A 15,621-nucleotide genomic window follows, 5' to 3' on the forward strand; every position below is an offset into this window, starting at 1 on the left:
CTCAGAGCATGACGCCGAAGTTCAGCGTGACCGTGCGCCCCGAGGTCGGTACTGCGCGTCCTGAACTGAAGGCCGACTGGTAGTTCAGATGGTTGGTCAGGTTGTAGCCGTTCAGCGAGAGGCTGTAGCGCCCGTACTGATAGGCGATCATGGCGTCGAGCGAGAACGTGCTCGGTATATGCCCCGGATTCGCAGTCTTGGCGGCGTTCGCGAGATACGACGACGCATACTGCAGGCCGCCCCCGATCGTAAGCTTACCGGGCACCGGCAGAATCACATGTGGCAGGTCGTAGCTGGTCCAGAGCGTCAGGTTGTTATGTGGCACGTCCGGCGCATCTTCCCCGGCCCTGAACGGGATGCTCGAGTATGTAACCTTGCCGTCGAGATACGCGTAGGCGAAGTTCGCCGACCAGTGCTTCGTGATCTTGCCCGTCAGCCCCACTTCGAAGCCGCGCACGCGCAGCCCCTCGCCGTCCTCCTTGAAGCCGGCCAGCGTATCTCCCGTCTCCGGGTCGATCGAGTACGCATGGGTCTTCTTGGTTTGGAACAGCGCACCCGTCAAACCGAGCCGGCCGTTCAGCAAATCCAGCTTGGAGCCGATTTCCACCGTGTCCGAGCGCTCCGGTTCGCTCGACGGGCCGCCACTCGGCACTTCGGACCGCGAGCCACCCACCGCGTAGGCGATGTCGGTGCCGATCGGCCGGTAGGTGCGGGCAAACGACGCATAGAGCATCACGGCCTTCGTCGGCTCCCAAATCGCGCTGATCGACGGACTCAGCTTGTTGGTGTTCGAGGTGCCGCCCATCGACGAGGTATTCGTCGAAAACGTGCTGCGGAAATAGTCCCAGCGCAGTGCACCGAGCAACGAGAACTGGTCGTTGAGCCAAAAACGGTCGCTCGTGAACAGGCCGATGTCGGTTGCGTTCGCCGAGCGCGTGGTCGCGCCGTATGTGAGCGAATGGTTGCCCGGCATCGAATGGACGGGATCGATCACGGTCTGATTGTTAATGCGCCCGGTCCACTTGCCCAGATCGCGATGGTCCCGCTCGTAGATCGTGTCGAGGCCGACCATCGCCTGGTTGCGGAACCGGGCGAGGTGGAAGTCGAATTTACCGCTCAGCACGTTCTGAACAGCCCAGCCGCTCTGGCGGTAAGCCACGCCGCCACCCGCGCCGTAGCGAAGCGGCACATTTAGGCCGCTCAACAGCGTGTGCAGATCCGAGTTCTTCAGGCCGGTGGGCGTGGTAGCCGAGAATTCGCGGTCGTAGACGGTCACGCGCGTGTCGTTCTCGATCGCGATGCCGTTGCCGAGCGCCTTCTTGAAAAGCGAGGTGATGATATGCGTGTTGGTGTTGTCGCGGTCGGTATCGCGCACGTAGGAGGTGGACGGCGAGAGGCCCGGAACGTTGTATTCGGTGAGCGGACGATAGATGCCGTCATCGCCCGGCGCCATCGAGACGCCGTAGTCGGGCACGCCCTTTCGATGCAGGTATTCGTAATTCAAATGCCATTCGGTGTTCGTGCCGATCCCGGTGCCGAAATCGATCGCGACGCCGCGCCGATCGTCGCGGACCTGATCGCGGTCCGGCACGTTGCCGTCTTGATACATGCCGTTGATGCGCACCGCCGTGGTATCGCCGAGCTTGAAGTTGCTGTCCACCGTCGTGCGGAACGTCGACGCCGAGCCGATACTCTGGTTGACGCTGGTGCCAGTGTCGAGCACGGCACGCTTGGTCGTCTGGTTGATGATGCCGGCCACGTTGCCGACACCGAACGCGGCGCCCGACGGCCCCTTGATGACCTCGATACTGTCCGTGTCGAAGCTGTCGCGCTTGTAGGCGCCGAAGTCGCGCAGCCCGTCCACGTAGATGTCGCCCTTCGCCGACATGCCGCGGATGCTGAACTGGTCACCGCTCTGACCGCCGTTGCCTTCGCCGGTCGACATCGTGATACCGGGAACGTTTTTCAGCGCCTGCTCGAGCGAGGTGGCGTGCTGCTGCTCGATCAATTTCTGCGAGATGACGTTGATCGTCTTCGGCGTGTCGTGCACGGTGTCGCCGAGCCGCGCAATGCCTACGGGTGAGCGGTTCGTATTGCTGGTCGACTTGCCGTGGATGTCGATGCGCGGCAGCGCGGCGCTTTCCCGTATCGCGCCGGGCGTCGTGCCGTTGGCGGCGGCGCCGGCCTGTGCATGGGCGGCGAGCGATGTCAGCGAAGCGCTCATCGCAAGGCTGGCAGTGGTGGCGCCAGACGCAAGCACACGGAGCGCCGAGCGGCAGTTGATGAATGACATGATGTGGATACTTTCCCCCTTGGCAGTGGCGTGATGAAGCACCATCGAACCGCCCGGCTCATTGCGGCGCCACCGGCCACCGAATGCGGTGGAGCGCGCTGCCGACATCGTAGATAGCGAACCAAACTGCCCGTGTTCAGGCTTGTCATGCAAAGACATTTGATTCGGATACCAAAGTTATTGTCCTGAAATCGGGCAACGAAATGATGCTAACAAGAATGTAAATTATTACGATTTACGATTGTTGTGTTTGTTTCGTAAAATTGAGGACGATCAATATCAGGCAGAGTTTGCCGATAACCGATGGGCAGTATTTTGAGATCGTGGGCGATCCTACGACGCGCCGGCTCGCCAGATCGAATATCGCTGCGAGAGACAGCCAGCCTTCCCCGGTCCTGACAAACGTGATGTGCCTGCCACCCCCAGGGCGCGATCAGGCTGCCTGCCGTTGAAACGACGTTCGAGCAGGTTCGACGCTACGGGCCGGCTGTGCTCCGAGTCCGTCGTGACCCGCCTGGCATGCCTGTAGACCGGACCCAAGCCCGGCGCTGCAAGCTGCGTCGCACTCGCTGCTCGCTCGCCGAGCGGCCTTGAGTTCGCAATAGCCGCAGCATATGCGCGCGGCCATACGCGCCACGATGCTTGCGATGGATGGCCCCGACTTCCCCGTCCAGGGCCGCGTTCGCTTGCGCCTTCGCGCTGGTGGGATGAACACGCCACTGGCAATATCCGCTGCGCGACACGCCCAGAAGCCGGCACAGCCGCGTGACGCTGTACGGGTCGCGGTGCTCGTCGATCCATGCGTACTTCACCGCGCCCCCTTCGCGAAGTACGCCGTCGTTTTTAGCAAAATTTCGATATCGAGTTTCGCGCTGGCCTGTTCCTTACGCAGTCGACTGTCTCGGCAGCGAACTCGCTGATCGGGCGTGTCGCACGCCTGGCAAGCGCATCATGACCAACTGTCTTTTCCGTGCTGCTCGCGGGCGGGTTGCGTCGAGTTCAATTCCCTAACATTGCTACTGGAACGCCAAGCCCGCGCCGATGAATGCTGGCCGACCGATGCAGCAAGCCTGACAGCCTCAATCTCGAACTCGTCCGTGTATTGCCATTTCGGCATTGATTTTTCTGACGTGCAACCGTCCATACATATGAGAAATTGACTGAATTCATGCTGTACGTGAAATCGAGGCAGGGTCACACAATAGCCGATCGATGTGATAGCCGAATTTACCGGAACGACGATTTCCCTTGGCGAAATCGATTGCCGCGCACTCTCGGGCGGCAAACATAACAACTGCATCAGTTGAGTCACTCTTTCAGTTGGACATCACTGGATTGCCGCAGACGCTATCGTCGCGGCCCAGACGCGATTTGCTTCGCTCACGTGGCAAACGTCGATCACCTTGCGCACCACAGCCCCGAGCTCGTGATGCTGATGAATTATCTAGACATTGTGCGCGACGGCAAGGCGAGCTTCGTTGGGCGCTTTGACACGCCGCCGTTTCTGGCTGACATGACCGATACCGTGGTGTCGCATCAATGGTCGAACCCTTTGGACTATTTCTATTTCGACGTGTGCTGGCAAGGCTAGTCGGCATCGCGCAGCAGTTCGTCGGCCGAGGCGCCGGCGTTGACGGGCGCCAGCGAGAGCGCCGGTGCGGCGGGGGCAGCGGGGCAGCGGGTTCGGGCGCCGGCGTCTGGGCGTGCGCGAGGCTTGCCGCGCCGGCGGCCAAGCATGCGGCCGCGCATCGTACTAGAGTCGCTTTCAAGAGGCCTCCTGGCTGGTTCGAAAGGCGTGAAAGGGGCGGCAAGGCCGCGCGTCAGCGATAGACCGCGGCGAGCGCTTCGGTGTAGGCCGCCACGTTGTCGGGGTTGTGGATGTCGACCGAGTGCAGCAAACGGGCGGTGCGCTCGCGGTAGGCATCGAGATTCGCGTCGTGCTCGCGGTACGCGCGCAGCAACTGCCGGCCGCCTTCCTGGCAATCGAAGTCCGGATAGTAGTAGCCGCATTCGCCCAGGTAGGGCGAGTTGTGGACGAGCGGATAGCCGCCATACAGCAGCTCGTAATAGAGGTAGTTCTGGGCGTTCTCCCACGTGTGGGAGACCACGGCGTCGCCGTATTGCGACATGAATTCGTAGATCGCGAAGCGGCCCTCGAAGCTGGCCAGGCCGTGATTGACGAGGTCGAGGCTGCGCGCGAAATGCACGAAGGTGGTGTGGTCCTTCAGGTGCAGCGTGTTGCATACCCGCACGAACTCCACGAACGACGGCTGCGCGCGATACGCTTCCTCGGCCACCAGCATCGGGATGATGCTCGTCTTCACCATGCAGATGTTCGGCTCGAACATCGCGATGCGCCAGCGCGAGCGGCCCGGGCGATAGCCGAACGCGCGGCCCGTCTCGAGCGCGCCGCGCGCCTTGTCGAACAGCATCGGATGCCAGATGTGCGGGACGATCGTCACCTTCTGGCGCAGCCCCGTTTGCAGATAGTGGCGGCACGAGTGCTCGAATTCCGGAATCGTCCAGACGCCGTCGTACTGCGCGCCCGAGAACAGAAAGCCTGGCGGCTTGTCGAACATGGCACGCTCGATATCGATCACGTAGTCGTTGCCCACCCGCATCGTGATCACCTTGCCGCCGCGCTTGCGGAATACCGAGAGCCAGTCGGCGTTGAACAGCGCGCTCATCTCGATCAGCACGTCGCAGCGCGCCATCGCCTCGTCCATCGAGATCAGCGGCACGCTCCATTCATCCAGCATCATCTGCGGATCGGCCGGCTCGGTGCCGGCGCCGTTCACCATCACCGCCTCGGCCACCAGCGGCGACTGCCGCAACAGCAGCACCAGCAGCAGACAGTTCTGGAAGATGCCGTTTTCCCACAGCGACTGGCCGGCGCCGCGCACGTACAGCGAGACGCCCACCACGAGACGCTTGCTGCCGTTCTGGACGTCACGGACGGGAATATCGGACATGCAGGTTCTCCCGCTGAAATCGCTCAGGCCAACAGGCGTTCGACGTAGGCGTCGAGATTCGCCGGATTATCGATCGAGACGCGCCGCAGCATCGCGTCGGCCTTCTCGCGGTAGCCGGCCAGGTTCGCATCGTGTTCGCGCCACGCTTCGAGCAACACACGGCCGCCCGTGGCCGAATCGAATTCCGGATAGTAGTAGCCGGCGTCGCCGAGCATCGGCGAATTGTGGATCAACGGATAGCCGCCGTAGAGCACGTCGTAGTAGAGATAGTTTTGCGGATTCTCCCACTGGTGCGAAATCACCGCGTCCACGTGTTGCGAGAGAAATGACGGCAGTTCCAGGCGCGGTTCGAAGGTGGCCTTGTGGTGGCGCACCAGGTCGAGGCTGTTCGCGAAGTGCAGGAAGGTGCGATGTTCCTTCATGTGCATCGTGTTGACGACGTAGAGGTGCTGCACCGCTGCCGGCTCCGCGCGGTAGCATTCATCGGCCACCAGCATCGGGTAATGGCAGCTCTTGACCACCGAGATGTTCGGCTCGAGGATCGCCAGCCGCCAGGCGCCGCGGCCCGGCTGGTAGCCGAAGCGGATGCCTTCGCCGGCGAGCGCCGCAATGCGCCGGTCGATGAAGTGCGGCGACCAGATGTGCGGCATCGAATGGACCGGCACGCGCATCAGCGTGCGCAGCAGCGGCTTGGCCGTCTTGTCGTCCTTCGGCAGCATCCAGACTTCGTCATAGGGGCCGCCGTTGAAGATGTGGCCCGAGGGCTGGTTGAAGATCGGCGTTTCGCAGAGGCCGGCGTAGACGTTGCCGACGAAGCACATGATCAGCTTCTTGCCGAGCGTCTTCATGTAGCGCAGCCAGTCCACCGGCAGTTGCGCACCCATTTCGATCACCACGTCGAGTTCGTGCGAGACGTCGCGCGGGTTCACCAGCGCGATGTCCAGATCGGTGAAATCGAGGCCGGCAGGGATCTGCCGCGCGTCGCCGCCGTTCAGGAACACGATGCGGGCGATGCGTTCCGATCGCCTGAGCATCATCGCGAGGAACGCGATGTTTTGATGGATGCCGTTCTCCCAGATCGCCTGGCCGTTCCTCGCGAACAGCGAAATGCCGACGGTCAGGCGCCGGTCAGCGCCGTGGCTCGGCGTGGCGTGAGAAGTATCGATCACCAGCTGTATCCATATCCGACACCATACGTCTTGTTCTGGCCCGAGACGCCGATGCCCAGTTTCAGAATGCCGTTGGTTGTCACGTGCGCGCTTGCGCCGAACGCCATGCCCGACTGACCGGCGAAGCGCGCCACGCCGACCGCGACATTGATCGTCTTGCCCGGTTCGACCTGCGGCAGCATGGTCAGCGCGGTGGCGGCGGCAATGCCCTGGCGCGCCATCGTATCCGTTTGCCGCAGAGCCTGCTGGGTCTGCGTGATCTGCGTACCCAGCGTATTGATCTGGTTCTGCTGGCCGGCGAACGATTGTGACATAGAAGTCGACAGCGCACTCAGCTGGTTGAGGTTGACCGCGTCCGTGCCTTGCGTGCCCGGCGCCACGTTGGTGAGCTGGCGCTGTTGCGATGCACTGCCCACCGACACCACGTTCGAGCGCCCGTCGTCGTTCGAGCCCTGGCCGAGCGCGACCGAGTTCGAGCCGGCCGTGACCGACGGCGCCTGGGCGGCCGGACTCGACATGTCCGCCGCGTAGCCGCCGGAACTGAGCGAGCGCGTGGTGTTGTTGTTTATCGCCGTTGACAACTCGTTCAGCGTGTTGTCGATGTTCGTCACGCCGCTTGAGAGCGACGCAATGTAGTTATTCGTCGTGCTCAGGCCCGTGGATAGCGAACCGATGCTTGTCGAGATCGAGGTCGACAGCGAACCAATGGAACTGATAGCCGACGACAGGCCAGTCGAGGTCGACGTGGACAGCGAATAAAGCTGACTGCCGTTGATCGCGTCGGTACTGGTCGACGACACATCGCCGGGTGCGATGTTGATAATTCGGCGTTGAGTCTCGCGGTTCCCTACGCTGAAGACATTCGACTGTGCGTCATCCGTACTGTCATTACCCACCGCGACACTGCCGTTACCGGTCGCCTTCGAGTCTGCGCCGATGGCGACGCTGTGAAAGCCAGTCGCCGTTGCAGTATCCCCGATAGCGGTACTACGGCCGCCGTTGGCGGTCGCCGACGTGCCAACGGCGGTGTTGGCGTTCGTGTCATCGCCGCCAGCTAAAGTTTCGTAGCCATTCTTGGTCCGCGAGACGGCATAACCAATCATGTTCTTCGCGTCGTCTCCGACCGCTAGGTTGTTCGCCATTGCCGATTCGCCTAGGACGAATCCCAGAGCGAAGACGAGCGGGATTCTCGCGCTGACCCGGCCGACCTTCGGAATGGACGACTTATTCGCTTTACCCTGAGTGGAACAGAGTTCCGATGCAGCAACCCAAGCGCCGAGGGCTTCGTTCCAGATCGAGCGATATGCACGGTTCATGCCCTGCACCTCCAGACGACATCGGAACGATGTCCGTCGAAGTCGATGGAAGCCAGACGGAATTGATAGCTGCCGACAGACTTGATCTTATGCTCGACGCAATCATTGCTTTTATCTGAGACCGAAAAAGCATCGCTGCCTGCCGTGGCGATAACGCCAACGATTTCCGCAATCATTGTAGAAAAATTGCACATTCTCAAATTCCCCCAAGCAAGAGATATTGCACTCACGACATTCACCGCAGCGCTTACTTCTTCCTCAGAAGCGCATAACATCGATACCCAAACTATAATAATTAACGAAAAGAGTTTTTCTGATGCGGCGTGGACGCATCCGTCACCGATAGACGTACTTGCGCGTCGGGTATGGGATAATCCACCCAAAAGCAAGGATTTTTTCTATTTGCGAATGCAAGCTCAGACGCCGGAACCCATCCACCCAGCCATGCCTCGAATAAAATATATATTTTCGATAAATTAAAGGGCACAACCCGCTCGCGACTCTTTCAACACCGACCCGCACCCGATTTTCATACGCGCCACAAAAACCATTTATTCACGAACGCATTTAAAATGCAAACCATATCTAAACTGGGTGAATACAGTCACCATATGAAAAACCAGTAGACAACAAAAATCTGTCGAAATGGTTTCTGCAATTAATTAGAACTTGATCTTGCCTCAATCAAAACAAATGCCAAATCCCAAGAATGCAGATAAGAGTTGAGCGAGTCAGTCAAAGTTATCAAGCAGAAGTGCCCCACCGCCCTGATTGATGCCGCGCCCCATCAACCAACTCGATTCGGTCTAATCTCGATCAAAACAAGCCCCGGTCGGAATACGCGGAATTGCGCCCCACATATCGCAACACATATTTGCGCATCTCTAATTTCCTCACCCGAGCTACAAATGCAAGTGTATTGAATTTCACATAGCGGGGCACGAAGCATGCATTACATTTCTAGCACATAATACAGCATGCGATACACAGCCAAATTCGTAATTAATCGAGCAAAACAACAAACAATCTACAGATATCTGTTAAATTTTTTATAATCCCGAAAATACTCAACAATGCCACTCACCAAGCGACATTGAATTCGATCATGTGACTAACACGCGCACGCGACAAATGAATCCTTTTCCTTAGCGCGCCTGGCACCAGATCAAGCCACTCCCAATCCACAATCTACGTTTAGTACTACAGCCGTAGATTTGGCGAATCGGGAAGTATGCAAGCACGCCGTCGAGAAGGGCATTGTTGGGCGCGATACTGGTGCCTATGACGCTATATGGGCCAAGCCGGTACGTACTCGACGGTGTAAGAACCGCCAACACAAATCATCCGCGCATCTTGTGCAGATGACGGCGGCAGCCAGGACGCGCATGGCGTCGTGAATATCGAGACGACGCTCGAAGCGAATCCGCCGCTTACAAATCCAGAGAACCGGGAGTGCGTGCGCTCGACCGCCCAACGATGCCGCCGGAGCGGCTCGCCGCTCTCGAGACCACGGCGGTCAGCACAGGCCTTGATGCCGCGCCGTCTCAGATAGCGCCGACAACGGGCGAGGTCATATCCTTTATCCGCGTGTAGTTTGCTCGGGCACTTGCGAGGCTGCCGTTCAGTCCTCGGTAGCATCCAGCGTCGCCTCGAATGCCATCGACCGGTTTGCATCACATCTAGGATACCGTTGAGCGTAGCTCGGTCATCCCCGGTGCGTCGCCAGAGAGTGAACTCCGGAATCGGAGCTTCCAGCGCCACCCGCCACTCGTTGTCGATTTCGCGCCTTGTCATGTCGCATGGCAAGACGACGTCTGCGGCGTCATGTCTAGGTTCTGTCGGCGATTCTTAACAATAGGTCCCCAGTCCTGACACATGGTCGCTATGCCCGGACGTTTCACACACATGTCCCCGATGCGACTCGAATGCTGTCGCCTAGTCCATCATTTCTCATGCCGGGGATGAAGGAGCTTCGATAATCACATGAATTTGATGGCGCAGTCAGTTCAGGTTAAAAAATGCAACAACCTTACACAACATAAAACAACTGTATTGTTGAATCAACCGCATGCTTAGATTGCAGTCAAGTCAGCGACGGGCAGCTGATGTGTTTCCTTCAGCTCTCTCAAAGATAAGTTCGATCGAATGCTTGATACTCCCGGCAATTTTCGCAGCACTCGGTCGACGAAGCGGCTGTAATCATCAAGATCCCTTGCAACAACCTGCAGAAGGAAATCAGCTTCACCAGTCGTGTTGTGACATGCCAGCACCTGCGGGCACGCAAAAATTATTCGCTCGAACGCCGCCGTCACCTCATCGCCATGCTGAGTGCACACGATTTGCACAAAGGCCATGACTCCGCCCCCAACTTTCCGACGATTGACGATCGCCTCGTAGCCCTGAATGATCCCTTGCTCTTCCAATCGTCTCGTGCGCCGCCAGCATGAGGCATCGCTTATATGCAATTCTTCTGCCAGTTTTGCATTCGACAGACGCCCATCCATCTGCAATCGCCGAACAATCTCAACATCGACTTTATCAAGTTCTTCCATCCCAAAAATTCCCTCAAAAATTCAAATTATAATCTTTGCGCCATCTCTTGCGGCGAGGGCTACGGTGGCCGGCGTCAATGACGAATGCCACTCGGTCTTCCTTCTCCTTGCGTGGATTTGTCCACGATTTATGACCTAACAGGCTGCCGCAATACCTCAGCTGGAGTAAGGAAAACCAGGCTTTCAGAGCTGCCTCCTTGGCTAGATGGCACGAGCGGCATAAGAGCCGCGCCGAGAGGCTATTCTTCACGATATCGACCTAAATAGCACCCCAATAGCCCACCGTCATCCTTGCTTAAATCTTTCAATCAATGCCACAGAATGAATGATTCTTTCTAAAAATGATTATTCTTTTGTAGAATTTGAAAAGCTATTTCTGCTAAATTTGCCAAAATAATTGGATAATTTTGCTTGACATGGTGTGCGAGAAAGTGGCAATCGATAAGTTATTTTTCGCCCTCCAGCAGTATCCCAATGACCTCGATCCAGTTTGAGTCAAATATGGTATGTGCGTGGAATTCGTGGCGTGCGACATTTTCCCCAGCAACTGCCACGACTTGATTTTGCGGAAATCAGATATTATGCTGCCTCAAGTTCCGAATTACGAATTATCGAGTATCGCCTCGACCGCCAGACAGAAACTTGAAACGTCAAAAAGCGGGTGATTGATTATTTCGTGGCCATGCGCGAAAGCAGTTCGAAGCATCGCTTCGAAAAAAGCGGTTTTGCAACTATCCGTTTCAACCGAGCTTTATGCATGGAAACCCATTGACTGACCATGCTTTCGCAAGTGGTGCGGAGTTTCTCATAGTGGCACGGCCCGGTTTTGTTGACTGCGGCTCGCTAATCGCTCTGGGATGCCGTTTGGGTGGGTCCTTCGATGTCCTCGTCGATCAAGGGAAACGCCCGCCGGGTATCGAGGTGCGTCTCTATGTCTTTCGTTGGAGAGAGGCTGACTCGGGTTGGTAAATGGTGCCGTTGCGCGGCATGACGAGCCGGACGTCACAATGTCGCCGTGCCGGACCGGGGAGCGCTTGGCCGTGACACTTGCCTTGCCGGAGTTTGCGCGAATCGTGGCGACAAACTGCGCGACGAGCACGATCACGGCTTGTTCGCTCAGTGCTTGAACGATCGCAGCCGACTAGTCCTTGCTCGTGCGTCGAGCAAGCTTGGTCAGGCGATTAACACGTACCTTCTCGCTGAGGCCGGCAAGTGCGGTGGATAGCGCTCAAGCAGATCAAGCATCACCGCATGGTCGAGGCACCGTCCAAGAGCGCGCTCGAGCGCGTGATGGATTTGTGTAGACAGACCGCGAACGCGGTCACTGGTCTGCCTGGCCTGAGCGGCGGAATCATCACCGAGGCCGCACCGCGAAACCAGCGGCGAGTACGCCCTTGGCCGGGCGGCGGCAACGGCAAGTACCCCAATGGTGGATGGCAGATCGACGATGGGCAGTGGTTGACTGTGAGTCTCGAGTTCGGCGATGCGGGCTCTCAGCTTGAGATCGTCATTGGGTGGCGCTTTGCCGGACAGGCGCTTGCTATTCCGGCCGGGCCCGACAGCGTGATGCTGGCCATTACCGATGTCGACGCCGACGAACATATCGGCGCCATCATGCTGTTATTTTTTGCGTCGCATTTATGCAAAGCGAATGGAGCGGTCAGTAACGGTGGCGGCAAGTCTCGGCATTCGTTACGGACGGCGCCGAGCTATTTCGACCCAACGCTTATCAGCGATCACGCGCCGACAGGAAACAAAGATCACGCAGAATCCGACCAGTAAAAAATCCGATTATTGAATTGTGAAGACCGTAAACCAAAGCTCGCGATCGCACTTGATGCTCCGAACACACCACACTAGTAATTCCGTTGGCGAATCGATTCGTCGAAGCCAGCTTGCCCATCCAATCGCCCCCCATATGGCGACCGGGTAGCACATGCACTGCCAATTGAAACCCAACAACCTCGACTGAACCACAAACGACAAAGTAATTCTGGAACACTTACTGCAATCAAAATCTCGCTCAACAAGACAATGCCATTGAAAATCTTGATTATTGCAAATCACCCTATAATAAAATTTGGATTGAAGGAAATTATTGGTGAAATTCCCGGATATGATGTGATCGAAATCGATGAACTTGAACGACGTTCGCTCGATCTTCTATCGAAACAAGAATTCGATATCGCAATTGTCGATTTGCCCATGTCGGATCAAAGCTCCCCGATCGATTTCGCCTTGATTGAAGACGTGTCAAGGAACAGTCCCGCTTCGGAATTTATCATTCTGACCGCATCGGATAATCCGATTGCACTGAGGAAACTCGACTCCTTACAGCCTTCTGGAATGGTCAGCAAGTCCGATCCGCTCTCATGCATCTCAGAAGCATTAGGCGCCATATCAATAGGTAAGCGGTATCACTCGCCAACAGTCCGAAAGCATTTGGCAATTTTTTGAAGTGCCGGTGTGATGATAGCCTCACGGGAGAAAGCGGATTTCCATGATTGGAAAAAGAAGTCTGATGGCCTGGCGTTTCCGAACTACGGTGTCTGAAGCAACTGGAAGAGGAGAATGCCCGGCCCGGGCGACGGTTGGCCGATAGCCGTGTTGCAATGGCGGCAGGCCATGTATTTTTATCGGCCTCCCCCGGACGCTCGGCTAGTCGCGAGGAGGTCACGTCCTAGCTGTCGCCGTGATTTGCTCGCGATTCGTTGATGAATTCTGTTAACGGGCTTCAACCGCTTTCGGTCCAACGCTGACCAGCCGCTCGATCTCGGCTATCAGTATCGTGCAGCGCAACTCGAGTGTCTCCCAGTCGGCTTGTTCGCATTGGGCATGCAGTGCCGCGCATGTAGAAGCGAGAGCGTCATACCCCATGATAGACAGCGCGCCCTCGAAACTATGCAGGCAGCGCTTCAGCTTTGCACGATCGTGTGATGCGGTTGCCGCAGCCAGCCTCGCACGCGTGATTGAGCAGCTTTTCGCGAAGGTATCACGCGGAACGAGCAGCATTGAATCGCGATGCGTCTCCCGCGCTGCGGCAGCAGTGTCCGTTAGCGATCGGGCCACCGCATAGGGCCGTATAGTGCGCTGCACATCATTGAGCACACGTTGCAGGTCTTGCAGCGCCGCAGGCTTGCGCAACACGTGCGAGAAAAGTCTCGAGCCCGTGCCCAGGTGCTCGGCAGCAAACGCGGTCATCGCGATGACGATCGCCGCTTCATCGTACTTGCGCAGGACCGCTAGCAATTCCGTGCCATTCAGACATGGCAGGTCGATGTCGGTAATAACAGCGTCGAAGTGCCGCTCGCTCCACGCCGTCAGCGCCTCGCGGCCGTCACGCGCGACGCGCACTCTTGTCTGGCCGAGTGTGGCTAGCTGATGTCGAATCAGCGTTAGGCTGACGGCATCGTCGTCGATCACCAGCAGATCGAGCGGGGGGAAGTGGTTCGGGGCTTGCTGCTCCTGCTTCGAAGCCATGGCCACGGCTTTCTTCATTTCAACGACTTCCGTCATTTGCACCGTGGCCGGCGCTTTCATCTGCCGCTTCGACGAAGGCTCAGCCCAGCCATCGCCGTCAATCAGCATCATCAATGCCTGCAGGAGCGCGCGGTTCGACAACGGACCCACTTCAACGCCATCACCAGTGCGCCGCGGTGCGAGCGGCCCGTCGGGCGTGATGCGCAACGTGCCGAAATGCGGAACTGGCCATTCTCTGTCGTCACGAACCTCGCCGGCCTGCACGCGTAGGGACGGTGCCGCCCTCAGCCGAGGCGCATCCTCGACAGTCGCGCCCCAAGCCACAAGACGCCGCGCCAGCGCGTCACGCCACGCGGCATGCTCGCAGATCAGTTCGACGCGCCTCGTCGCGAGCGGTTGGCCGTGACGCGGTGCGTCGAGCAGCGCGACCGGTAGTTCCACGCCGAACACGCTGCCCTCGCCTGGCTTGCTCGCGAGCGTCATGCGGCCGCCCATCAGTTCGACGAGACGGCGGCACAGAAACAGGCCCAGGCCGCTACCGCCAAAACGGTGGCTGATTGTTGCGTCGGCTTGTCGATGCGGTTCGAAAATCGCCGCCTGCGCCTCGGCCGGAATGCCGATGCCTGTGTCGCGCACCTCGAAACGCACCCAACCGTGCTGCTCGACGGTATTGAGGCAATGCACCGACAGCACGATTTCGCCCCGCTTCGTGAACTTCACTGCATTACCGAGCAGGTTGTGCAGGATGCGCGTCAGCCGCCGCGCATCGACCTGGGCCGGCGCGTCCAGTGCGGGATCGGTCAGGCAATACAGTGCTAAGCCGCGGCTGCGGGCGACAGGAGCGAACACTTGTGCGCAATGTTCAGCCAGTTCGTCGAGCCGGGTCGGCGTGAGATGCAGGAGCGGCGGATCGTCCCCCAATCGCTTCAGATGCTCGACTTCGAGCAGATCGTCGAGCAAGCCTAGCAGTTCGTCGAGCGTGTGCCGGATCGTCACGACACGCTCGCGTTGCTCGGGCATTAGAGGCGAGTACGCGAGCAACTCCAGGTTGCCCATCGCTCCATGCAACGGCGTCCTGACCTCGTGGCTCACCACCGCCAGCAGGCTGGGCACGGCATGCGACTCACGCTCTCCGACCTCGGACACCGCGTTCGAGGCCGCCCCTTCCCGCTCGCGATGCGGCATGGCACGATCGGGACAGCTGAACTCGGCAACAACGAGCAGCAGCGCCTCCTGCCCGGCGTAGCGCGTCCGTGACATCGTCACGCCAAGGCGAATCGTCCGCTCGGCGGACAGCGGCCAATCGAGCTCGACTAGCGGATCTGCCGCCCCGCAATTCACGCGCTCCCACTCCGGCTCGATGCGCTCGAAGAAGCTTCGCCCCGCATCGTGCTGCCCCGCGTCGATCAGCCGTTTCGCGGCAGAGTTCTCGATCAGCAACTCGCCGCTGGGAAGCGCATAGATCATCATGCCCACCGGCCATGTGTCGACGACGAAGCGGTCGATCTCCGACGCCTCGTCGACACCATCGGCAACGGACGGCCGGGTCCTGCGCTCCGGTATCATGTTTCCCGCGCCGCGCCCGCGCCGCGCGACGCCCCGTATGAAGAACGACGCAGACGACAAACAAGAACAAAGATTGTCTGCATCAAGCCAAGGTAGAGCACGTAGTGTCCGACCTGTGCCGGCAGCAGATCGGATAGATCGAACGCGCCCATCAAGGCCCAGGCCTGCTGCCTGCAATCTAGGGAAAGCGCCAGCAAACCGAGCCAACCCACCATCAACGATGGAATGGAAACAGAAAGCGCCGTTAGAATACAGAACATGGTCCGCTACTAA

General features: G+C 58.6%; 10 protein-coding genes and 4 pseudogenes. 3 read left to right on the top strand and 11 right to left on the bottom strand.

The window, feature by feature from the left end:
- Window position 1 precedes the first annotated feature (1 nt).
- The 3 genes and pseudogenes from KS03_RS02170 to KS03_RS33285 all read right to left on the bottom strand — a co-directional run.
- Window positions 2–2,224 carry a TonB-dependent receptor gene (locus tag KS03_RS02170; protein ID WP_012733052.1) on the bottom strand — a complete coding sequence of 741 codons (2,223 nt, stop codon included), beginning with the start codon at window positions 2,222–2,224 and terminating at the stop codon, window positions 2–4.
- A gap of 400 nt (window positions 2,225–2,624) precedes the next feature.
- Window positions 2,625–3,220, bottom strand: a pseudogene (locus tag KS03_RS32550) (transposase family protein); the annotation flags it as partial.
- Between the two features lie 75 nt (window positions 3,221–3,295).
- Window positions 3,296–3,437: pseudogene (locus KS03_RS33285) on the bottom strand (IS3-like element ISBvi3 family transposase); the annotation flags it as partial.
- A 204-nt stretch (window positions 3,438–3,641) separates the two neighbouring features.
- Here KS03_RS33285 and KS03_RS29370 point away from each other — a divergent pair.
- Window positions 3,642–3,881, top strand: a pseudogene (locus KS03_RS29370) (DUF2827 family protein); the annotation flags it as partial.
- A 232-nt stretch (window positions 3,882–4,113) separates the two neighbouring features.
- Here KS03_RS29370 and KS03_RS02175 read toward each other — a convergent pair.
- The 6 genes and pseudogenes from KS03_RS02175 to KS03_RS29380 all read right to left on the bottom strand — a co-directional run bounded on the left by KS03_RS02175 (window position 4,114) and on the right by KS03_RS29380 (window position 10,302).
- On the bottom strand, window positions 4,114–5,265 hold the full coding sequence (locus KS03_RS02175; protein ID WP_012733051.1) for a DUF2827 domain-containing protein: 1,152 nt from the start codon (window positions 5,263–5,265) through the stop codon (window positions 4,114–4,116).
- Between the two features lie 23 nt (window positions 5,266–5,288).
- Window positions 5,289–6,434, bottom strand: coding sequence for a DUF2827 domain-containing protein (locus KS03_RS02180; protein WP_012733050.1), 1,146 nt, complete (start codon window positions 6,432–6,434; stop codon window positions 5,289–5,291).
- Window positions 6,431–7,750, bottom strand: a complete 1,320-nt coding sequence (locus tag KS03_RS29375) for a YadA-like family protein (RefSeq protein ID WP_012733049.1) — start codon at window positions 7,748–7,750, stop codon at window positions 6,431–6,433. Before KS03_RS29375 ends, KS03_RS02180 begins: the two co-directional genes overlap by 4 nt.
- Complete coding sequence (locus tag KS03_RS32555; RefSeq protein ID WP_127913871.1) at window positions 7,747–7,944, bottom strand: hypothetical protein; 198 nt, start codon at window positions 7,942–7,944, stop codon at window positions 7,747–7,749. Before KS03_RS32555 ends, KS03_RS29375 begins: the two co-directional genes overlap by 4 nt.
- 1,085 nt (window positions 7,945–9,029) lie before the next feature.
- Window positions 9,030–9,367 (bottom strand): annotated as a pseudogene (locus tag KS03_RS32560) (hypothetical protein); the annotation flags it as partial.
- Window positions 9,368–9,822: 455 nt separating this feature from the next.
- Window positions 9,823–10,302 (bottom strand): Lrp/AsnC family transcriptional regulator, encoded by a 480-nt coding sequence (locus KS03_RS29380; protein WP_012733048.1) that lies wholly within the window; start codon window positions 10,300–10,302, stop codon window positions 9,823–9,825.
- A 1,251-nt stretch (window positions 10,303–11,553) separates the two neighbouring features.
- On the opposite strand from KS03_RS29380, the gene KS03_RS33290 reads away from it, so the two are divergent.
- Window positions 11,554–12,084 (top strand): hypothetical protein, encoded by a 531-nt coding sequence (locus KS03_RS33290; protein WP_173941228.1) that lies wholly within the window; start codon window positions 11,554–11,556, stop codon window positions 12,082–12,084.
- A gap of 258 nt (window positions 12,085–12,342) precedes the next feature.
- Window positions 12,343–12,759: a response regulator transcription factor gene (locus KS03_RS29385; protein ID WP_157384073.1), complete on the top strand. Its 417-nt coding sequence runs from the start codon at window positions 12,343–12,345 to the stop codon at window positions 12,757–12,759.
- A 267-nt stretch (window positions 12,760–13,026) separates the two neighbouring features.
- Here KS03_RS29385 and KS03_RS02195 read toward each other — a convergent pair whose 3' ends face one another.
- Both KS03_RS02195 and KS03_RS30855 read right to left on the bottom strand, forming a co-directional pair.
- Window positions 13,027–15,348 (bottom strand): hybrid sensor histidine kinase/response regulator, encoded by a 2,322-nt coding sequence (locus tag KS03_RS02195; protein WP_012733047.1) that lies wholly within the window; start codon window positions 15,346–15,348, stop codon window positions 13,027–13,029.
- Complete coding sequence (locus tag KS03_RS30855; protein ID WP_017432145.1) at window positions 15,345–15,608, bottom strand: hypothetical protein; 264 nt, start codon at window positions 15,606–15,608, stop codon at window positions 15,345–15,347. Before KS03_RS30855 ends, KS03_RS02195 begins: the two co-directional genes overlap by 4 nt.
- Window positions 15,609–15,621: the final 13 nt, after the last annotated feature.

The sequence above is a fragment of the Burkholderia glumae LMG 2196 = ATCC 33617 genome (assembly GCF_000960995.1).
In the GTDB taxonomy this organism is placed as follows: domain Bacteria; phylum Pseudomonadota; class Gammaproteobacteria; order Burkholderiales; family Burkholderiaceae; genus Burkholderia; species Burkholderia glumae.